The sequence below is a fragment of the Novosphingobium sp. genome (assembly GCF_025351285.1).
Lineage (GTDB): Bacteria > Pseudomonadota > Alphaproteobacteria > Sphingomonadales > Sphingomonadaceae > Novosphingobium.
The window spans coordinates 1-19,111 of the sequence record NZ_JANXWG010000149.1; the positions used below are offsets into that span (position 1 = coordinate 1).

Consider the following 19,111-nt stretch of genomic DNA (forward strand, 5'->3'; position numbering starts at 1 on the left):
GCAACTGGTGGCCGAGGGCACGTTCGATTTCGATAGCGGGGTGCGCGCTGCGTGCCATTTCTTCGACTTGCCCGATCCGCCCAGCGCGATCTTCGCCGCCAACGACGATATGGCCGCGGGCGTGCTGGCATCGGCGCACGACAGGGGCATGGATTTGCCCGGCCAGCTTTCGGTGGCGGGCTTCGATGATACCACCCTCGCCCGCACCGTCTGGCCGCCGCTGACCACGATCCGCCAGCCGATGTTCGACCTGGCGCACACCGCCGCCGACATCCTCATTGCCGGGGGTGACATTTCGCACCGCCGGCTGCCGCACACTCTTATCGAGCGCGCATCGGTCGCGCCGCATGTCAGGACCACGCCATGAGTCTTTTGCCTGCTGTTCCCGCCACCCGCACGCTCGGCGAAGGCGGCCCGGCGATTTCACCGATCGCCTGGGGGATGTGGCGACTGGCCGATGACGGGCGCAGCGCGGCCGAGGCGGCAAAGCTGGTCCACGCCGCGCTCGATGCCGGTATCACGCTGCTCGACACCGCCGATATCTATGGGTTCGACGGCAAGGCGGGGTTCGGCAAGGCCGAGGAATTGCTGGGTCAAGTGCTGGCGGCCGAACCGGGCCTGCGCGAGGCGATGGTGCTGGCCACCAAGGGCGGTATCCTGCCACCGCTGCCGTACGATCAAAGCCCCGAATACCTTGCCGAAGCGATCGACGCCTCGCTGCGCCGGCTGCGCGTGGAGCGGGTCGACTTGTGGCAGATTCACCGCCCCGACATTCTCGCGCATCCGCACGAAACCGCGCGCGCGCTCGATCGGGCGATCGCGCAGGGCAAGGTGGGCGCGCTAGGCGTTTCCAACTTCACGATAGCACAGACCGCCGCGCTGAACGGCTTCCTCGATCACAAGCTGGTGGCAACGCAGCCCGAGATCAGCACGCTGCGGATCGATGCCATCGAGAATGGCGAACTGGACCAGGCAATGGCGCTGGGGCTGGTGCCGCTGGCTTGGTCGCCGTTGGGCGGTGGCCGGCTGGCGAACCCTGAAACGCCGCGTGACAAGGCCGTTGCCGCCGCGCTCGATACCGTGGCCACCGCTCACGATGTGTCGCGCACCGTGACGGCTTACAGTTGGCTGATGGCGCACCCCGCCGGGATCGTGCCGATCGTCGGCTCGCAGCAGGCCGCGCGCATTGCCGAGGCCGCACAGGCGCTCACCGTACGGTGGACGCGGCAGGATTGGTACGCAGTGCTGGTCGCCGCGCGCGGCGTGCCGTTGCCATAAAATTCGGGAGATAAACCATGACTCAACTCCAAGGCCAACAATGCGAAATCGCCTGGTTCTCGGCGCTGTGCGACGATGACTACGAATTCCTCGGCGTGCCAGACGCGCAATTGCAATCGAGCTGGGAGCACTGCCGCAATATTGTGCTGACCGCCGAAAAGGGCGGGTTCGACAACATCCTGCTGCCCTCTGGCTATCAGTTGGGGCTCGATACCACGGTGTTCGCCGCCGCGATGGCGCCCATGCTCAGCCGGCTCAAGCTGTTGTGGGCGACGCGGATCGGTGAGGATTGGCCGCCGCAACTCGCGCGCCGGATCGCCACGCTCGACCGCGTGCTTGGGCCGAACGCGGCCGGAGCCGGCGGGCGGCTCAACATCAACGTCATCTCATCCGATATGCCGGGCGAAAAGATGTCCAGCGCGCCGCGCTATGCCCGCGCCACCGAAGTGATGAAGATCCTGCGCACGCTGCTCGATGGCAAGCCGCTCGATCACGAGGGCGCGCATTACAAGCTCAAGCTCGATCCGCCGCGCATGACGACGCTTTCGGGCAAGTGCCCGCCGTTCTATTTCGGCGGGCTCAGCCCCGATGCGCGCGATTGCGCGGCCGAATGTGCAGACGTCTACCTGATGTGGCCCGACACGATGGACACGGTGCGCGGGTTGATCTCGGACATGACCGCGCGCGCGGCCAAGTTCGGCCGCACGCTCAAGTTCGGCTACCGTGCGCACGTTATCGTCCGCGATACCGAGGAAGAAGCGCGCGCCTATGCCGATCGGCTGCTGTCGAAGCTCGATGACGAAGTCGGCCGCGCGATCCGTGAAAAGTCGCTCGATGCCAACAACGCCGGTGTCCAGCGCCAGGCCGAATTGCGCGGTGCAGCGGGCGGTGACGGGTTCGTCGAGGAGAACTTGTGGACCGGGATCGGCCGCGCGCGTTCGGGCTGCGGTGCCGCGATCGTCGGCAATCCGGACCAGGTACTCGCCAAGATCCGCGCCTATCAGGCCGAGGGGATCGAGGCGTTCATCTTCTCAGGATACCCGCACGCGGCCGAGGCGGACTTGTTCTCGCGGCACGTGCTGCCCCACATCGAGCACGGCCCGCTAACCTTCTAACCGGGCGTCTCCACTTCGGTTATCTCGTCGGTGTGCACCGCGAAGTGCTGGAGCGTGGTGCGGCCGTACGTCGTGGTGAGCGCGGTGTCGGTCGCGTCGCGGCCCACCGCCATCAGGATGCGGCCGATGCGGGGGGCATTCTGCCGCGCATCGAAGGTGTGCCACGCATCGCCCAGCCACACCTGGAACCACGCCGAAAAATCCATCGGCGCATCGTCGGGGGGCACGCCGATATCGCCCAGGTATCCTGTGCAATAGCGCGCCGGAATGTTCATGCAACGGCACAGCGCGACGGCCAGGTGCGCAAAATCGCGGCACACGCCGACTTGCTCCTGATAGGCGCGCCATGCACCGCGTCGGGCATCGGCGTACTTGTAGCCGAATTCGACATGGCGGTGGACGAAGTTGACGATCGCCTGCACCCGCGCCCAGCCCTCGGGCACATCGCCGAACCGCGACCAGGCCGCATCGAGCAGCAAGTCGATTTCGCAGTAGCGGCTGCCCAGCAGGTAAACCATCACGTCGTTGGGCAAGTCCTGCACCGCGTGCTGTTCCGCCTGCGGGTCTTCGGCATCGGGTTCGCCGCTGTCCTCGATCGTGAAATCGCACGATAGCTTCAACCCGCCCGGCGGGATGGTGAAGCGGGTGCACGTATTCCCGAACATGTCGATGTAATCGTAGATCGGCACATCGGGGGTCACCTCGATGCGGTGCGGCGTGACCAGATCGCGCGCGCGTTCGGGCCGGATGCTCAGTTGCGCGACGACCGCGGTGGGGATCTCGGCGGTGAAGGCGATATCGTAACCGGCCCTGATCAGCATGGGGGATCCTTTCATGGGTTTGCGCCGCATTCGGCGGAGTCGGTGTGCGAAAAATCGGGCAAGTTGCCGTCCGGCCCTTCGGGTTCGACTTCGGCGTGGACGGTCACGTCCATGCCTGCATAACTGCCGGGGTGCCCGCTCCAGCTCCCCGAAATCGGCACCGCCTGGTAGATATCGCGCGCCACCGCCACGCGGATCAGCCCGCTGTTGCCGATGATGCCGTTGGTAGGGTCGAACTCGATCCAGCCGGTGCCGGGTAGGTAAACCCGCACCCAGGCATGGGTGTTGCCCCCGCCGACCCGACGGTCGCGGCGCGTGGTGCTGTAAAGATAGCCCGAGCAGAACCGCGCCGCGAGCCCCAGCGCGCGCACTGCCTCGATCATCAGCATCGCGAAATCGCGGCAAGTGCCATCCTTGCGATCGAGCGTTTCGAGCGGGCTCTGTGTGCCCTTTTCAGATCGCGGCTTGTACGTGAATTCGCGCTTGATCGTGCTTGTCATGTCGGTCAGCATGGTAAGCGTGTCGGTGGTGCCCGAAGGTTTCACGAAGCTGCGCGCCCACTTGTCGACCCGGCGGTAGGGATCGAGATGCTGCCGCTCGATCGAGCGCAGCAGGTCGGGCATGTCCTCGGCAGCATACGTAAACGGATAATTGCGCGCATAGCGTTCGATCGCGATCGAGGTCGCTGGCGCGGGAGTGTGCATCAGCCGCACCCGGCTTTCGATCCGCAACGAAATCGCGCGGGACGCGAAACTGGCCACGGCCACGGCATTGCCGAATACGTCCTGCAACCAGCGCAGTTCGGAAGGCTGCGGGTCAATCACCAGTTCGGCTTCGAGCAGGTGCTGGTCATAACTCTCGCGCGGGCGCACCATCAGCCGGTGCTCGCCGAATGCTACCTTCTGGTGATACCGATAGGTGGTGACATGGGACAAACTGATCAGTGGCATTGCGCTTCGATAGCCAAGAGGACGGCACAGGCGATCGCCTGCTGGGTCCTGACGACCCCAGCCCGGTTGCTTTCTCAAACCCCGGTGGCGCGTCTTCGTTCCTGCTGGTGGGCGACCATGCCGGCATGGCAAGCCCCGCCGCGCTCGGTTGCCTGCGCGTTTCCGACGCCGACTGGGCGCGGCACATCGCCTGCGACCTGGGCAGCCGCGCACTGGGCGAGGCTCTGGCGCAGCGCCTGGACGCACGCTTCATCCACCAGCGCTATTCGCGGCTGGTGATCGACTGCAATCGCGCGCCCCAGCACCCCGATGCAATCGCCCCGAGCAGCGACGCGACGAACATCCCTGGAAACCGGGGCTTGACCGTTCGGCAGCGACGGCAGCGCGTGGCCGAAATTCACAAGCCCTATCACGCGGCAATTGCAGACGAACTCGCGCGCCAAACAGATGGACCGCACCCACAAATCCTCGTCTCGCTCCATTCGTTCACGCCGGTCTGGCAAGGCAAGCCGCGGCCGTGGCATGCAGGCGTTCTCCACGGCGGCGGCGCCGACCGGTTCGCGCTGGCCGTGCTGGCAGGGCTGACCGACGCGCTCGGCACGGTCATCGGAAACAACCAGCCGTATCGGCTCGATGCCACGGACTACACCGTCCCACTCCACGCGATCGAGCCGGGCCGCGCTTATGTCGAGCTGGAAATCCGCCAGGACTTGCTGGCTACACCCGACGGGACCACGGCCTGGGCCGACCGTCTTGCCGGGGTGCTGACAGCCGCAAGGCAGGACACGGAGCGCATGCCAGCGGCTTGACGCCCCGCGCAATCCCCGCAATAGCGCGCCTTCCGGGAGACCGGGCGGTTAGCTCAGTTGGTAGAGCATCTCGTTTACACCGAGAGGGTCGGGGGTTCGAGCCCCTCACCGCCCACCATATTTGCGTTCGTGGGCATTCGCATACGTTCTTGCAGAAGCTCGGAAAACCCTATATTTAGGCCTTGTATCGTTCGCATGCGTTCCCGTGCGTTCCCATACAATCGCTCCGGTTTGGGGGCCTTATTGGGGCCTTTCACAAATGGGGGCTTTTGAAAGGCCCCCAGCTTGGCGCTTTCCGATTTAGCCATCCGCAACGCGAAGCCCCGCGCCAAGGAATACAAGTTGTCCGATGGCGGCGGGCTCTACATGCTGGTGACACCGGCCGGCGGAAAACTCTGGAGGCTCAAGTTCCGTGTAGACGGCCGTGAGAAGAAGCTGGCGATCGGAGCGTATCCGGCAATCGGTTTGAGCGATGCACGCAAACGGCGCGACGATGCCCGCGAACTGATCGCGACAGGCGCTGACCCATCCCGCGAGAAGCAACAAGCCAAGCATCGGGCGAAAGTCTCTGCCGCAAACACGTTTGGCGAAGTTGCGAGCGAGTTTCTCGACAAACGCAAGCGTGAGGGCCTCTCCACCTCCACCTTTGAAAAGAGTGAGTACTACATCTCGCGCATGGGGTCCGTGTTCGGACGGATGCCGATCGCCGAGATTGCTGTGCCGGACCTGTTGGCGGTGCTTCGCCGGATCGAGGCCACGGGAAACTACGAGACGGCGCGTCGGGTGCTCCAACTGGCGGGCCGGGTATTTCGCTATGCCGTAGCCACGGCGCGGTTGGTATCGGACCCCAGCCGTGACCTGCGAGGCGCACTTACTGCGCCTCAGCCCACGCACTACGGCGCGATCATCGACGCCAAGCGAGCTGGCGAATTGCTGCGCGCAATCGACGGGTACGAAGGACATCTTGTCACCCGGATCGCCATGCAGCTTTCCGCGAACGTCTTTGTCCGCCCCGGCGAGCTGCGCCATGCCGAGTGGAGCGAGATCGACCTAGAGGCTGGAGTGTGGATCATACCAGCGGGCAAGATGAAAATGCGCAAGCCGCACCAAGTTCCATTGTCTAGTCAGTCGGTGGAACTGTTCCGCAAGCTTCACGCGATCACCGGCCCGTCAGGGTACGCCTACCCGTCGATCCGCACTCGCACCCGACCAATGAGCGAAAACACGATCAATGCGGGTCTCAGGCGGCTGGGTTTCCCTGGCGACGAAATGACCGCGCATGGCTTCCGCGCGTTGGCATCCACGTTGTTAAACGAGTCCGGTAAATGGAACCCGGACGCGATCGAACGCGCGCTGGCGCATGGCGATGATGATCGCGTTCGCGCCGCCTATCATCGCGGTGCACACTGGCATGAGCGGGTCCAGATGGCGCAGTGGTGGAGTGACAATCTCGACACGTTGCGGACAGGTGCGACGATACTGCCCTTCCAAGGGCAGGGGGCGAATTTATGATTGATGACGACGGAGAATGTGGCGATCCAGATGGCCTAGCCTACGATCTTGAAGTCGCCAGAGGCATGAGATCGGAGGGGGTTTCGAAACGGCAGGCGGCAGAGCGAATCTGGAAAGCAATATCTGCAGGTAAGGCGGACCCTGGCACAAAGCTTTGTTGGGTAGAGCATATCGCGAAGGAACTTTGCTCAGAAATAATAGACAAAAGGGATTTAGACGACAAGCGTCGTGGGTCTGCAGCGCTAATTGCTATGGGCATCTATGGCAAAGATGACGAATTTAGCGGGATAAGATCTCTCATTGAAATGTGGCTTGATTTTGGAGATATAGTTAACGACGAGGTCGGCTTGAAATTTCATTTGACACCGAAGATGATTGTTCAAGCCTGTCAAGATAATGACCTATTCCGCGCTGCGAATGACCGGGCGGCGGTTGAAAGAGCGAGGAGGCAGTTGAAAATAGTTCTTGCGGATCGGGCACGACGATAAGGCGCTCATGTCACGATTCCCCCGTGTGCACCGTGACTCCTAGTGGCACTATTCGGACGGCTCCGACCACTAGCGGACTAGGAGCAAGCGATGCCAACCGTAGATCAGTACCCCCAGAAAATTGGTTTTAGCGTGAAGGAGGCCTGCACGGCCAGCAGCTTAGGCCGCACCTCAATTTACGCGCACATTTCCTCCGGCAGACTTAAAGCCGTTCGCGTCGGTGGGCGCACAATCATCCCAGCCGAAAGCTTGCGCGGCCTCGTGACGGGGGAGGAATAAGTCATGGCCACTCTTCCCAATCAACCGGACGAGGCCGCTGCATTCCTGCGCGGCTTAGATCAGGTCCATTTGACCGCGATTCAAGCGGACGGCGGTGCTGTCCGATCGCAGGACTTCGGCACGGACGTCGCCGCAGCCTGCGCGTGGGCGGCGGAGCGCAATGCCGAAGGTTGCAACATCTACTGGACCCCCAACTGCGTTCGCCCTGGCCTCCATAGAAAACCCGCCAAGGTCGACATCACTGCCGTTCGCTTTGTTCATGTTGACATCGACCCGCCTAAAGGCACCCGCGATTTCGACAAGGCTGCGGCCGTTGCAACGCTGAACGCATCCATCTGTCCACCAAGCATGATCGTGGACAGCGGTAACGGTGTGCAGGCATTCTGGCGGCTGGCGGCGCCAACCGATTGCATCGACCGCGTCGAAGCGATCAACATCGGCGTGCGCCACCGCTTCGGCGGAGATGCCTGTCACAACATCGACCGACTGATGCGCGTCCCCGGCTTCACGAACTGGCCGAATGCGAAGAAGCGGGCGGCCGGGCGCAAACCCGTGTTGGCGAGCCTTATCGAGCCAGAAACCGGCCAAGTCTACACGCTGAAGGAATTGGAGGCAGCGTACCCTCCGCCCCCCACGATCACCGACCACTCAGTTCCGCCCCTCTCGGGATCTCCGCCTGGCAGTGGGGCGGGTTCGACGGGTGCGCAGCACCATGTGCCGCCGAGCGAGCGGCTTGACCGCCTGATCCTTGAGGCCGACCCTTATGACCAATTTGGTTGCGACATGTCAGCTCAGTTGCTCTCAGGCGTCAATTTGATGATCCAGGCGGGCTGGAGCGATGAAGAAATCCACAGAACTTGCCTCGATCCCGCGAACATCATCAGTGACCATCCGCGAAGGCAGCCCGATCCTCGCCGGGCAATCGAGCGGAGCATTGAAAAGGCGCGGAGTTCTCTGAACGACAAAGCAGCGGTCTCGGAAGATTCGCTAGCGCGGGCATTTTCTGAGCGCACGGCCGGCACCTTCCTGTTCGATCATTCTCTTGGCAAGTGGTTCCATTGGGCCGGAGCAAGCTGGCAAGAAGACACTCGAAAGCTCGCGTTTGAGATCATGCGGGGCACCGCGCGCCAATTGGGCAAGGGCAAGCGTTCGCTTTCCAAAAGCACGACGATCGCGGGCGCGCTGAGGATTGCCCAGAGTGACCCTCAGCATGCAACAACCACGTCGAATTGGAACGCCGATCCGATGTTGCTAGGGACGCCTGCGGCTACTGTGGACCTGAGCACCGGCCAACTTCGTCCTGCTTCCCCGGCCGAGCGCATCGTCAAGGTGGCGGCATGCTCGCCAACCGCTGGCGACCCGACGCGCTGGCTGGCCTTTCTCCACGAGGCATTGGCCGGCGATGTAGAGACGATCGCGTTCCTGCAACGTTGGTGCGGCTACTGCCTGACAGGCTTGACCAAGGAGCACGCGCTACTTTTCCTTTTGGGGTTCGGCGGCAATGGCAAAAGCGTTTTCGTCAATACCGTGGCCGGCATCCTTGGCGACTATGCCGTGACCGCGACCATGGAAACGCTCACAGAATCGAAATTCGAGCGTCACTCGACCGAACTTGCCATGCTGCACGGTGCGCGCTTGGTGACAGCATCGGAAACCGAGTCCGGTCGTTCATGGAATGAAGCGCGGCTAAAATCCCTGACTGGTGGCGATCCGATTACAGCCCGCTTTATGCGGCAGGACCATTTTACCTTCGTGCCGGAATTCAAGTTGATGATCGCCGGCAATCACGCACCGAGGCTCGCCAACGTTGACGACGCGATGCAGCGCCGCATCAACTTCGTCCCGTTCAACGTGAAGCCGCAGCGGCCCGATCCGGATTTGGAGGAAAAGCTGCGAGAGGAATGGCCGCAGATCCTCCAATGGATGATTGACGGTTGCTCTCATTACGACACTGTTGGTCTGTTGCGCCCCAAGTCAGTTACAGCCGCGAACGCGGACTACTTTGCGGATCAGGACGTGGTTGGCCAGTGGCTCGCAGACTGTTGTGAACTGGCGCCTGATCATTGGGAGCGGACCAGCGTACTATTCGATGCCTGGCAACAATTTGCTTTACGTGCCGGCTATCCCTTGGGCGTGCCGCGCTGGCTAACATCCGAACTTAGGCGTCGGGGTTTTCAGGTCGAGAAGCGCGGTGGCGATAGCAAGTGTTGCTTGCGCTTGTGCGCGAAGGAATCCTCAGTCTGAGCAAGTTATGCAGGATGATCAGGACGAGAAATCTATCTATCGCCCTAGCGCTTTGCCCTGCTTAAGGCAAATACATCACGTAAATACGAACTTCGTCCTGATCATCCTGTTTGTCCTGGTACGACAGAAAATTTCGGCTTCTCGTAGAGGATTTAGGTGGGAAAGTTGAGGCCATGTTAGTTGTTGAAAACTGCATTTCGATCAACACGGCGGAACTTCGCGAGCTGGGGCTGCTCAAAGGCTGGTCGTCAGGCCCCGTCCACTTGACGTGGCAAGGCAAAGGCCCTGCGGTCGGAGAGGTGGCGCTAGCGGTTGACGGCTACGACGACTCGCTGGTCCTGCGCATTGACGGGAAGTGTTTTGGCCAGCCGATCAGGCAGTCAGTCTCGCTTGTGGGAAAACCGATGCGATTTGGGGGCCGGCGATTCTACCTGCTTTGCCCCCATACCGGGGGCCGCTGCTGCAGGATGATCCTCCCCCCGGGTGGAGTGTCTTTTCAGTCCGTGGCCGCTTCCGGACTGCAATATCGATCGCAGCAAATGGACGCTCTAGAACGCGCCTATGTAGCGATCAGAAAAATCGACAGGAAAATTTCCCAACTCTTGCCACGCGCTCATGCTGGTACCCGAGCGAAGCACAAGCTTTGCAAGACTGAGCGCGAAGCTTACCTGGCGCGGCTTGACGAGTACGTGGGGGCAACACTTGTTAGCGGCAAGCGCCTTTCCATGCGGAAGGCTGTGAGATCGGCCAAAGACAAAGTCCATTAAGATTTTAAATTGCGCGCAAGACCTATTTACACTTGATTTAGATAATAATAAAGTCTGTAGTAAATTTGCAGATCTATAAGATCAATATTTGCTAACTATTTAAAATTTTGTGGGGCGATCTTCCATATCTGGAGATTTTTCGCAGAATCCATATCGGTCCATTGTCAGAGTTCCGTGATCTCCTGATAAATTGCCGTCATTCGAGATCAGGTGACTATAAACATCCAGCCTATCTCCTCTAACTATCTTTCCAGTCTCTCTATCTATTATCTGAATAATTCTATATTCTTGCCAATTTTTAGAATGAGAAAATGATGCAGAAATTCGAAATCCGTCTATATTGAATTTGCAATTACTGATATCACAACCAAGCGGCGTAATATCCGAAAAGAGTTTTATGCTATATTGTCTTCCATCAAATTCATACCATTCATTCACGACTATTCTTTTATCATTATGATCAACAAATGGCTGACTGGTTTTTATTTTAAAGTATATGGTTTTCTTTTGAGTACTGCCAAACTCCCAAGAGTATTTGCTTGCGCTAACTGGCGCTGATGATCCATCTGCAACGTCCCCGCCTATCTTTGCCTCTTCCATATCGCATTTCAAGAAAAGCACTTCTTCCGCCATTGCTCTGTGCGAAACGGAGATAGCCGAGCTGGCCGACAGCACTGCGAAAATGATAAGCTTGCTCAAGTGTTATCCTCTCAGCGGGCCAGCAACATCAACCGACGGACGCGACAACAATCGGTGTTTTTATAGCCCCCGTTGACCAACCATTGCATTCTGAGAAGAAGCACGCAGATCACTTCTTCTGCCAGATGCTGGCCAGCCGCTGGGCCTCACCAATCTGGGTGGGAGTCATTTTGGTAGCAACCATGTCGCGGGCCTTGACCGCTCTATCCCGAGTTTCGGCCGCGACGGCTCCAGCGGCACTAAGGTTGAACCATTTGTGTGCTTGAAGGTAATCCTGCGGCCCGCCTTCGCCCCGCCAATACATCAGGCCAAGGTTGTATTGTGCATCGATTTGGCCGGCCTCGGCAGCCTTGCGGTACCAGCCCTTTGCAACCGCGTAGTTCTGCGCAACGCCTTGGCCGAGGGCATACATCACACCGAGGTCGTATTCAGCACCGGCGTCACCTGACTTGGCGGCCTTGAGGAACCAGCCGGCAGCGGCACTATAGTCTTGTGGTACACCTTGGCCATTGTAGTACAGCAGGCCGAGGCTCAACTGCGCTGCGGGCCAATCCTGCTCGGCAGCTTTGCGGTACCAAACAATTGCTTCAGCGTAATTTTGCGCAACACCTCGACCGTTTGCATACATCTCAGCGAGGATCGCCTGCGGGACGCGACCTCCTTGCTCTGCGGACTTGCGATACCAGTTGGCCGCCACAGCGTAGTCCTGCACCACGCCTTTGCCTTCGTAATACATATAGCCTACATAAAATATCGCATCCGAATTCCCTGTTTCAGCCATAGCTTTCAGGGCCACTACATCATTGCGCAAGACCGCTTCTGAGGCTTCTTTCCGTTGCACCAAAGTCGTTTCTGGCGGCGTTGGTACCTCAGATGCGGCCCATGCCTGTGAGCCACAGCAACTAACTGACGCAAGCAAAACAATGGCGATCGTGGTTCGAAAATCCATCCTGCCTTTCTAGCGACTTTTGTGTGCTTGAATAGCAGATGACGGCGGAGGCTGCCGCGCGACAGGCTGGATCAGTGCCCGACGTAGCAGTTCCGCTCGCGCATGCGCTGACTTCGCTTGCTGGCAATCGGTCGGCGCACTTCCGTCGTCGGGCGCAAGCCTAGCCCGGAGATATCTTGGTCGGTTTCACTGTGGGCCTTGCCGAATCATTCTGCATTTGTTCTCATGCGGCCATGGGATCAAAACGCCTCGACAAGATCAGCGACTATTCGCGTCACGGCTTCAATCTGCGCGTGGTTTGCCACGGGTGCGGGCGATCGGCGACGCTGGACAGCCTGGCGCTGAGCATGGCGCGATCGATGGCGAGCACGAGCCGAGATATTGGGGCGGTGCAGCGCAGCGTGAAATGCCGGGCTTGCGGATCGCGTGACGTGAAGTGCGGGCCGGTGGAATTGCTGCCTGGGGAACGCGGATAGGCGTGTTGCTTTTCGCCTTAACGATCGGCGGCTCTAGGCTCGGCTATCGCACCGGCTGTATGACTGGAAAGTGGTCGTGTCCGGAATGTCGCCTTCGCGCCCACCAGTGCCTGAAGCCGCCCTTCCCGGCGACCGGCTGGTGCAAAACCACGCAAGGCACTCTGATCTGTCCTTGGCCTAGTGAACTACTGGCCTGAAACGGGCGAATTCCGCCATTTCCCACGCCGACCGATGTACTTTGATTTGCATTGGAGGCCGTGCATCATAGTGATTGAGAAGTGACGAGGCGCTGAATCAGCTATATTGCTCGCCCCTCTCAATGGGTTAGCGCCAGCGAGGACTCGCGTACGGTGTGCTTGGTTTTTCATTTGAATTAAATTGCCCGGAAAGCGGCCCTGCTTTGCTGTCCCGCCAATGTGTATCCGACCAGCGGGACCACGCGGGAGCACGAACTGACCGGACATGTTCGTTGGCTTCCGGCTCGATTGGGGGCTTTATTGGGGGCCTTACCAAATGTGCCTCCCATATTTTTGCCGAATTTCAGCCATTTTCTGTGCCCAATACGAGCCCCTCACCGCCACCGAAGCCGCGGGAATCCGCGGTTTTCAGACAGATCGATGGATCGAGGGGTACCGGACTGGACTTGTGACGGGTTTGCGCTGGGCACTCGTCTGATCCTGCCGCCTCGGCTTCGAAGGCGAGCGGGCTGTTGCCGCCCAGATATGAACGGCGCTTGCGGGTGTTGTCGAACCCGTTGATATTCTCGAAGATTGCGGTCTCGGCTCGACGCCGTGTTGGCCAGATCTGCCGCCTGTTACCACAAGTCTATCGTGTGGCCCGGTCGTGGGCAACGACCAGTCATCCTCGTTTTATCGTACAAGATAAAAAGGTACTGGCGGAGAGGGAGGGATTCGAACCCTCGATACGGTTGCCCGTATGCCGCATTTCGAGTGCGGTGCATTCGACCACTCTGCCACCTCTCCGCAAGGTCGGTGTGGGTGCCCATATGTCACCCGGGGTCGAGGAAGCGCGCGGTTAGCGCATGATCCCGGGTTTGCCAAGCGGAACTTGCCGGTTCGCCAATCCCGCCTTTTGCCTCGTCGTGCAGATCGCTTGTTAGTGATACCGTACCGTCCTATATCGAAGACATGGATCAAGCCCGATTTTTCTCTCCCCAAGCTGGTCGCGAGATCGATGCTCCTTCGGTTGCGGTGGCGCGGTTCGCCATTGGCGACATAGTGCGTCATCGGCTTTACAGCTTTCGCGGGGTGGTTTTCGATATCGATCCGGTCTTTGCCAACAGCGAAGAATGGTACGAATCGATCCCGGCCGAAGTCCGGCCCAAGCGCGACCAGCCGTTCTATCACTTGCTGGCAGAAAACGGCGAGAACAGCTACGTGGCCTACGTCAGCCAGCAGAACCTGCTCGGCGATGCGGTTTCCGGCCCGGTCGATCACCCATCGCTAGACGATATGTTCGACCCGTTCGATGGGGATCGCTACAAGCTGCGGCGCGGACTTTCGCATTGAGTTTGCCAGGCTGATAACGCTGGCCCGTCAGGTTTTCAATTTCCAGCCTGACCGCAGCAGCGCATACGTCAACGCACCGACCGCAAGGTTCAGCACGCCCAACCCAAGCGCACCGTGCAAGACCGCCATATTGCTGTCGCCGATATCGCTTTGCCCCAGGAAGCCATAGCGGAAGCCCGAAATCACGTAGAAGATCGGGTTGACCCGGCTCACTGCCTGGAATGCGGGGGCCAGATTGCTGATCACGTAGAACGTGCCCGACAACATCGACAGCGGGGTGATAACGAAGTTGGTCACTGCCGCGGCATGATCGAACTTTTCGGCCCAGAGCGACGTCAGCAGCCCGATCAGCGCCAGCAGCGTCGACCCCATCAGCCCGAACCACACCACTGCCCACGGGTGCATCAGCGTCAAGTGCACGCCCGGCCACAGCAGCATCGCGCCCGATACCGCGAGCCCCACCAGCACCGCGCGCGTGACTGCCGCGCCGATCAGCGCCAGCATCAGTTCGCCTTCGCTGATCGGCGGCATCAGGTAATCGATGATCGTCCCCTGGATCTTTCCCGCAAGGAAATTGAAGCTGGAATTGGCAAATGCGTTGTTGATCATGCCCATCGCGATCAGCCCCGGCGCCACGAAGCTGGCAAACTGCACTCCCAGCACAAGGCGGTTGCCGCGTCCCAGCGCCAGGGTGAAGATGATCAGGTACAGCAGCGTGGTAACCGCGGGCGCCCAGATCGTCTGGGTCTGCACCTTGAAGAACCGGCGCACTTCCTTCATATAGAGCGTCCACAGCCCCAATTTGTTGAAACCGCGAAAAATCGGCTGCCCAGGGGGCGAAAACCCGCTTGGTTGACGAGATATTGCCCCTTGCCGGGGTGAAGAGGTTTCTGCCATGGCCGGGGCGTATCGCGCGCGTAGCTGCGTGGCAAGACATCGGTCGCGGAACATTTTTCGCGCAAGCACAAGGATAGGGCCCCGCGCATGAGCTGGACCGACGAACGAATCGAACGCCTGACAAAAATGTGGGAGGGCGGTGCCACTGCCAGCCAGATCGCCGAGGAGCTTGGCGGGGTCAGCCGCAACGCGGTGATCGGCAAGGCGCACCGCCTTGGGCTGAAAGCTCGGCCTTCGCCGGTCAAACCCAACGACAAGGCCGGTGACAGCGCCGACGCGCCCGAAGCAAAGCCGGCAAAGGCTGCCGAACCGCCTGCCACACCCGCGCCTGTCGCCGAAGCACCGGCAGCAGCGCCTGTCGCGCCGGCTGCACCCAGCACGCCGCCCCCCGTTGCCGCCCGCCCTGCCCCGCCGGCAGTGGCGCCGGTCGCCGGCGAAGAGCTTCCACCGGTCAAGCCCCCCAGCCCGCGCATCGTCTCGGTCGGCCCCGGCGGCTTCCTGCGCCAGGGCCCCGGTGACCAGCAGGCCCCAATTCCTCCCGCACCGCCACGCCGGCTCGTGGCCGCCCGACCCTCACCCGAAATCGCCGACAAGACCGGCCTGCTCGATCTCAACGATCGCATCTGCCGCTGGCCGATGGGCCACCCGGGCGAGCCCGATTTCCACTTCTGCGGCGTCAAGGTGAACCCGGGCTTCCCGTACTGCGTCGAGCATTGCGGCCGCGCCTACCAGGCGCAACTTCCGCGCGGCCATCGCCGTCCTCCGCCGCCGCTGCCGTTCGGCGGGCCGCGGGTCAGGTAAGCGGAAGCTACCCCTCCAACCCCAATGAAAAAGGCCGCGAGAGCAGATGCTCTCGCGGCCTTTTTCATTGCGCTTGCGCGGCCTGGATCAGTCGTCGGCCTTCAGGAAAGCCGGCATGTGATCGGAGGCCGGTGCATCGCCACCTTCGCGACGCGGGCCACGATCGCCGCCTTCACGGCGCGGACCACGGTCACCGCCGCCACGTGGGCCGCGATCACCGCCGCCGCCACCGCTGCGCGGTCCACGACGATCACCACCACCGCGATCGGGACGATCGGTGCGGGGTTCGCGGGGTTCACGCGCCGGGCGAGTGTCTTCCAGCTCGGCGCCGGTTTCCTGGTCGACGACGCGCATCGACAGGCGAACCTTGCCGCGCGGATCGATCTCGAGAACCTTGACCTTTACTTCCTGGCCTTCCTTGACGACGTCGGTGGGCTTTTCGACCCGATCGTTGCGCATCTCGGAGACGTGGACGAGCCCGTCCTTGCCGCCCATGAAGTTCACGAACGCGCCGAAGTCGACGATGTTGACGACCTTGCCGTTGTAAACCTTGCCCACTTCGGCTTCCTCGACGATGCCGAGGATCCATGCGCGGGCGGCTTCGATCTGCGCCGGATCGGACGACGACAGCTTGATCAGGCCTTCGTCATCGATGTCCACCTTGGCGCCGGTTTCGGCAACGATCTCGCGGATCACCTTGCCGCCCGTGCCGATGACTTCGCGGATCTTCGACTTGTCGATCTGCAAGGTCTCGATGCGCGGAGCATAGTCGGACAGTTCGGTGCGCGAGGTGCCGAGCGCCTTGGTCATCTCGTTCAGGATGTGCGCGCGGCCGGCCTTGGCCTGGTGCAGTGCGGCTTCGAAGATCTCGCGCGTGATGCCCGCGACCTTGATGTCCATCTGCATCGTGGTGATGCCTTCGGACGTGCCGGCCACCTTGAAGTCCATGTCGCCCAGGTGATCTTCGTCACCCAGGATGTCGGACAGCACGGTGAACTTGTCGCCTTCGAGGATCAGCCCCATCGCGATGCCCGAAACCGGCCGCGTGATCGGAACGCCCGCGTCCATCATCGACAAGGCGCCGCCGCAGACCGTGGCCATCGACGACGACCCGTTCGACTCGGTGATGTCTGACACCACGCGGATCGTGTAGGGGAAGTCTTCCTTGGTCGGCAGCACCGCGCGCAGCGCGCGCCATGCCAGCTTGCCGTGGCCGGTATCGCGCCGCGAAGGCGCACCGAAACGACCGACTTCGCCGACCGAATAGGGCGGGAAGTTGTAGTGCAGCATGAAGTTCGAATAGGTCAGGCCCTCGAGCCCGTCGATCATCTGCTCGCTTTCGCGCGTGCCCAGCGTGGTGGTGCAGATCGACTGCGTTTCACCGCGCGTGAACAGCGACGAACCGTGCGTGCGCGGCAGGAAGCCGACGATCGCTTCGATCGCGCGAACTTCGTCGACCTTGCGGCCATCGATGCGCTTGCCGTTCTCGAGAATGTCGCCACGCACAATTTCGGCTTCGAGCTTCTTGACGACCTTGCCGGCCGCCATCTGCATCTGGCCCGATTCGCCCGCGAAGGCTTCCTTGGCCTTGGCGCGGACGGCGTTGAGCGCGTTCGAGCGTTCCGACTTGTCGGTCAGCTTGTAGGCCGCGGCGATATCGCCGGCGACCACGCCCTTGAGCTTGTCCTTGATCGCCGAATTGTCGGTAATCGCAACGTCCCAAGGTTCCTTGGCGGCCTTTTCGGCCAGATCGATGATCAGGTTGACGACCTTCTTGATCTCGTCATGCGCGAACAGCACCGCGCCCAGCATGACCTCTTCCGAAAGCTCCTTGGCTTCGGATTCGACCATCATCACCGCGTTGCCGGTAGCGGCGACGACCAGATCGAGCGCGCCGTTGGCGGCCGCATCCTGCTTGGGGTTGAGCGTGTAGGCGCCATCTTCGTAACCAACGCGCGCGGCGCCGATCGGGCCCATGAACGGCAGGCCCGAAATGGTCAGCGCGGCCGAGGCGGCGATCAGTGCCAGCACATCGGGATCGGTATCGCCGTCATAGCTCAGCACCTGGGCGATGACGTTGATTTCGTTGTAGAAGCCTTCGGGGAACAGCGGACGGATCGGCCGGTCGATCAGGCGCGATACCAGCGTTTCCTTTTCGGTGGCGCCGCGTTCACGCTTGAAGAAGCCACCCGGGATGCGCCCGGCGGCGAAGAACTTTTCCTGGTAGTGCACGGTCAGCGGGAAGAAATCCTGGCCTTCCTTGACCGACTTGGCAGCGGTAACCGCGCAAAGCACAACGGTTTCGCCATAAGTGGCGAGCACGGCGCCGTTTGCCTGGCGGGCGATACGGCCGGTTTCCAGAGTGAGGGTCTTTCCGCCCCACTCCATCGATACGGTTTTGACGTCGAACATGTAGTTTCCTTTTGAACCCGCGCGGCCAGATGCCGGGCGGGGCCTCAGTTGCCGGGGTTACCGTCCCGGCCCGGTCGAGGCGCGTCTTGCGCCCCCCTCGCTGATCCGGCCGCGTCATTGCGATCAGGATCAGATATCTGACACCCGGTTTTTCCGGGGCCAGAATCAGGAAACGGCCCCGATCGGGACCGTTTCCGTGTGATTACTTGCGCAAGCCGAGCTTGGCGATCAGCGCGTTGTAGCGGTCCACGTCGGTCTTTTTCAGATAGGCGAGGAGCGTGCGGCGCTTGTTGACCATCATCAGCAGCCCGCGGCGCGAATGGTTGTCCTTGTGGTGCGCCTTGAAGTGCTCGGTCAGCGTCAGGATGCGGCTGGTCAGGATCGCAACCTGCACTTCTGGCGAACCGGTGTCGCCTTCGGCACGTGCGTTGTCCTGGATGATTTCCTGCTTCTTTTCAGCGGTCACCGACATATCATTTACTCCGCGACATCGGGAAGGTTGAAGCCCCTCGAAACGGTCAGGCAACCGCCTGAAAGCTGCACCAGCGCGAGGGGACGTGTCCCGGATCGCACCCAATGAAGCCCGTCATGAAAGGCCATTCCGGTCAGAACACGGCCCTGGTGGACCGCCCTTGCCTGCTCCGGTGTAAGGTCGATGGCCGGGATGTCGTCCAGCCCCGCCTCCAGCGGCAAGAGTATGCGTTCAAGCTGCGCGCCCTTGCCCAATTCGTTCAGATTGTCCAGCGAAATCGCGCGGGACAGGTCGAACGAGCCGGCACGCAGGCGGCGCAGCATGGTGACATGGCCGAGCGTGCCGGCGGCGCGGGCGATGTCGCGCGCCAGGCTGCGGATATAGGTGCCCTTGGAGACGTGGGCGCGAAGGGTGAGCTCGGCCAGCGCGCCTCCTGCCGATGCCACGATGTCGAGCGCGTGAATGGTGACCGCGCGGGTGGGCATCTCCAACACCTCGCCCGCCCGCGCCCGATCGTAAGCACGTTCGCCATCGATGCGGATCGCCGAATAGGCCGGTGGCACTTGCTCGATCGGCCCGGTAAACGTCGGTAGCACCGCCACCACATCGGCCA

General features: G+C 61.3%; 19 protein-coding genes, 2 tRNA genes and 1 pseudogene. 12 read left to right on the top strand and 10 right to left on the bottom strand.

Features of this window, described 5'->3' with window-relative positions; translation table 11 throughout:
- From Q0R16_RS17970 to Q0R16_RS17980, 3 genes are all read left to right on the top strand, one after another.
- A partial coding sequence (locus tag Q0R16_RS17970; protein ID WP_295639450.1) for a substrate-binding domain-containing protein occupies positions 1-367 on the top strand: 367 nt, incomplete at its 5' end.
- Complete coding sequence (locus Q0R16_RS17975; RefSeq protein WP_295639454.1) at positions 364-1,278, top strand: aldo/keto reductase; 915 nt, start codon at positions 364-366, stop codon at positions 1,276-1,278. The genes Q0R16_RS17970 and Q0R16_RS17975, both read left to right, overlap by 4 nt.
- 17 nt (positions 1,279-1,295) lie before the next feature.
- The gene (locus Q0R16_RS17980) at positions 1,296-2,393 is read left to right on the top strand and encodes an LLM class flavin-dependent oxidoreductase (RefSeq protein WP_295639457.1); all 1,098 of its coding nucleotides are present in this window, start codon (positions 1,296-1,298) and stop codon (positions 2,391-2,393) included.
- On the opposite strand, the gene Q0R16_RS17985 is transcribed toward Q0R16_RS17980, so the two are convergent.
- Positions 2,390-3,214, bottom strand: a complete 825-nt coding sequence (locus Q0R16_RS17985) for a transglutaminase family protein (RefSeq protein ID WP_295639460.1) — start codon at positions 3,212-3,214, stop codon at positions 2,390-2,392. The genes Q0R16_RS17980 and Q0R16_RS17985 overlap by 4 nt on opposite strands.
- A gap of 11 nt (positions 3,215-3,225) precedes the next feature.
- Positions 3,226-4,164: a transglutaminase family protein gene (locus Q0R16_RS17990; RefSeq protein WP_295639463.1), complete on the bottom strand. Its 939-nt coding sequence runs from the start codon at positions 4,162-4,164 to the stop codon at positions 3,226-3,228.
- Here Q0R16_RS17990 and Q0R16_RS17995 point away from each other — a divergent pair.
- The 6 genes from Q0R16_RS17995 to Q0R16_RS18020 all read left to right on the top strand — a co-directional run bounded on the left by Q0R16_RS17995 (position 4,158) and on the right by Q0R16_RS18020 (position 9,496).
- Positions 4,158-4,973 carry an N-formylglutamate amidohydrolase gene (locus Q0R16_RS17995; RefSeq protein WP_295639466.1) on the top strand — a complete coding sequence of 272 codons (816 nt, stop codon included), beginning with the start codon at positions 4,158-4,160 and terminating at the stop codon, positions 4,971-4,973. The genes Q0R16_RS17990 and Q0R16_RS17995 overlap by 7 nt on opposite strands.
- 42 nt (positions 4,974-5,015) lie before the next feature.
- A tRNA-Val gene (locus Q0R16_RS18000) sits at positions 5,016-5,091 on the top strand.
- A 167-nt stretch (positions 5,092-5,258) separates the two neighbouring features.
- Complete coding sequence (locus tag Q0R16_RS18005; protein ID WP_295639469.1) at positions 5,259-6,485, top strand: integrase arm-type DNA-binding domain-containing protein; 1,227 nt, start codon at positions 5,259-5,261, stop codon at positions 6,483-6,485.
- The gene (locus Q0R16_RS18010) at positions 6,482-6,973 is read left to right on the top strand and encodes a hypothetical protein (protein WP_295639470.1); all 492 of its coding nucleotides are present in this window, start codon (positions 6,482-6,484) and stop codon (positions 6,971-6,973) included. Before Q0R16_RS18005 ends, Q0R16_RS18010 begins: the two co-directional genes overlap by 4 nt.
- 90 nt (positions 6,974-7,063) lie before the next feature.
- The gene (locus Q0R16_RS18015; RefSeq protein WP_295639473.1) at positions 7,064-7,252 is read left to right on the top strand and encodes a helix-turn-helix domain-containing protein; all 189 of its coding nucleotides are present in this window, start codon (positions 7,064-7,066) and stop codon (positions 7,250-7,252) included.
- A gap of 3 nt (positions 7,253-7,255) precedes the next feature.
- On the top strand, positions 7,256-9,496 hold the full coding sequence (locus tag Q0R16_RS18020; protein WP_295639476.1) for a phage/plasmid primase, P4 family: 2,241 nt from the start codon (positions 7,256-7,258) through the stop codon (positions 9,494-9,496).
- An 866-nt stretch (positions 9,497-10,362) separates the two neighbouring features.
- On the opposite strand, the gene Q0R16_RS18025 is transcribed toward Q0R16_RS18020, so the two are convergent.
- Positions 10,363-10,962 carry a hypothetical protein gene (locus tag Q0R16_RS18025; RefSeq protein WP_295639479.1) on the bottom strand — a complete coding sequence of 200 codons (600 nt, stop codon included), beginning with the start codon at positions 10,960-10,962 and terminating at the stop codon, positions 10,363-10,365.
- Positions 10,963-11,071: 109 nt separating this feature from the next.
- The gene (locus tag Q0R16_RS18030) at positions 11,072-11,911 is read right to left on the bottom strand and encodes a tetratricopeptide repeat protein (RefSeq protein ID WP_295639483.1); all 840 of its coding nucleotides are present in this window, start codon (positions 11,909-11,911) and stop codon (positions 11,072-11,074) included.
- 233 nt (positions 11,912-12,144) lie between these two features.
- Here Q0R16_RS18030 and Q0R16_RS18035 point away from each other — a divergent pair, with 233 nt between their 5' ends.
- Positions 12,145-12,387, top strand: coding sequence for a hypothetical protein (locus Q0R16_RS18035; protein WP_295639486.1), 243 nt, complete (start codon positions 12,145-12,147; stop codon positions 12,385-12,387).
- Positions 12,388-13,065: 678 nt separating this feature from the next.
- Here Q0R16_RS18035 and Q0R16_RS18040 read toward each other — a convergent pair.
- Together Q0R16_RS18040 and Q0R16_RS18045 are read right to left on the bottom strand one after the other, a co-directional pair.
- Positions 13,066-13,188, bottom strand: a pseudogene (locus Q0R16_RS18040) (IS3 family transposase); the annotation flags it as partial.
- A gap of 92 nt (positions 13,189-13,280) precedes the next feature.
- Positions 13,281-13,370: transfer RNA gene (locus Q0R16_RS18045), tRNA-Ser, on the bottom strand.
- A gap of 165 nt (positions 13,371-13,535) precedes the next feature.
- Between Q0R16_RS18045 and hspQ the strand changes: the two genes are divergently transcribed.
- A complete protein-coding gene (hspQ, locus tag Q0R16_RS18050; protein WP_295639489.1) occupies positions 13,536-13,916 on the top strand; it encodes a heat shock protein HspQ in 381 nt (126 codons plus the stop codon).
- Positions 13,917-13,943: 27 nt separating this feature from the next.
- Here the strand turns inward: hspQ and Q0R16_RS18055 are convergent, their stop codons facing one another.
- Positions 13,944-14,813, bottom strand: a complete 870-nt coding sequence (locus tag Q0R16_RS18055) for an ABC transporter permease (protein WP_295639492.1) — start codon at positions 14,811-14,813, stop codon at positions 13,944-13,946.
- 87 nt (positions 14,814-14,900) lie between these two features.
- On the opposite strand from Q0R16_RS18055, the gene Q0R16_RS18060 reads away from it, so the two are divergent.
- Entirely contained in the window at positions 14,901-15,614 is a 714-nt protein-coding gene (locus Q0R16_RS18060; RefSeq protein WP_295639495.1) for a GcrA family cell cycle regulator, read from the top strand.
- Positions 15,615-15,701: 87 nt separating this feature from the next.
- Here Q0R16_RS18060 and pnp read toward each other — a convergent pair whose 3' ends face one another.
- From pnp to Q0R16_RS18075, 3 genes are all read right to left on the bottom strand, one after another.
- Positions 15,702-18,026 (bottom strand): polyribonucleotide nucleotidyltransferase, encoded by a 2,325-nt coding sequence (gene pnp / locus Q0R16_RS18065; RefSeq protein ID WP_295639498.1) that lies wholly within the window; start codon positions 18,024-18,026, stop codon positions 15,702-15,704.
- A 202-nt stretch (positions 18,027-18,228) separates the two neighbouring features.
- Positions 18,229-18,498 carry a 30S ribosomal protein S15 gene (gene rpsO / locus Q0R16_RS18070; protein ID WP_295639501.1) on the bottom strand — a complete coding sequence of 90 codons (270 nt, stop codon included), beginning with the start codon at positions 18,496-18,498 and terminating at the stop codon, positions 18,229-18,231.
- A 5-nt stretch (positions 18,499-18,503) separates the two neighbouring features.
- Positions 18,504-19,111: tRNA pseudouridine(55) synthase TruB (locus Q0R16_RS18075; RefSeq protein ID WP_295639504.1), on the bottom strand; the 608-nt coding region annotated here is incomplete at its 5' end.

Excerpts from the sequence above, each read along its gene's own strand:
- Q0R16_RS17980 (WP_295639457.1), top strand. The coding sequence starts at position 1,296 with ATGACTCAACTCCAAGGCCAACAATGCGAAATCGCCTGGTTCTCGGCG.
- hspQ (WP_295639489.1), top strand. The coding sequence starts at position 13,536 with ATGGATCAAGCCCGATTTTTCTCTCCCCAAGCTGGTCGCGAGATCGAT.
- Q0R16_RS18015 (WP_295639473.1), top strand. The coding sequence starts at position 7,064 with ATGCCAACCGTAGATCAGTACCCCCAGAAAATTGGTTTTAGCGTGAAG.
- Q0R16_RS18035 (WP_295639486.1), top strand. The coding sequence starts at position 12,145 with ATGGGATCAAAACGCCTCGACAAGATCAGCGACTATTCGCGTCACGGC.
- Q0R16_RS17975 (WP_295639454.1), top strand. The coding sequence starts at position 364 with ATGAGTCTTTTGCCTGCTGTTCCCGCCACCCGCACGCTCGGCGAAGGC.
- Q0R16_RS18030 (WP_295639483.1), bottom strand. The coding sequence starts at position 11,911 with ATGGATTTTCGAACCACGATCGCCATTGTTTTGCTTGCGTCAGTTAGT.
- Q0R16_RS17985 (WP_295639460.1), bottom strand. The coding sequence starts at position 3,214 with ATGCTGATCAGGGCCGGTTACGATATCGCCTTCACCGCCGAGATCCCC.
- pnp (WP_295639498.1), bottom strand. The coding sequence starts at position 18,026 with ATGTTCGACGTCAAAACCGTATCGATGGAGTGGGGCGGAAAGACCCTC.
- Q0R16_RS18020 (WP_295639476.1), top strand. The coding sequence starts at position 7,256 with ATGGCCACTCTTCCCAATCAACCGGACGAGGCCGCTGCATTCCTGCGC.
- Q0R16_RS18060 (WP_295639495.1), top strand. The coding sequence starts at position 14,901 with ATGAGCTGGACCGACGAACGAATCGAACGCCTGACAAAAATGTGGGAG.
- Q0R16_RS18055 (WP_295639492.1), bottom strand. The coding sequence starts at position 14,813 with ATGGCAGAAACCTCTTCACCCCGGCAAGGGGCAATATCTCGTCAACCA.
- Q0R16_RS17990 (WP_295639463.1), bottom strand. The coding sequence starts at position 4,164 with ATGCCACTGATCAGTTTGTCCCATGTCACCACCTATCGGTATCACCAG.
- rpsO (WP_295639501.1), bottom strand. The coding sequence starts at position 18,498 with ATGTCGGTGACCGCTGAAAAGAAGCAGGAAATCATCCAGGACAACGCA.
- Q0R16_RS18010 (WP_295639470.1), top strand. The coding sequence starts at position 6,482 with ATGATTGATGACGACGGAGAATGTGGCGATCCAGATGGCCTAGCCTAC.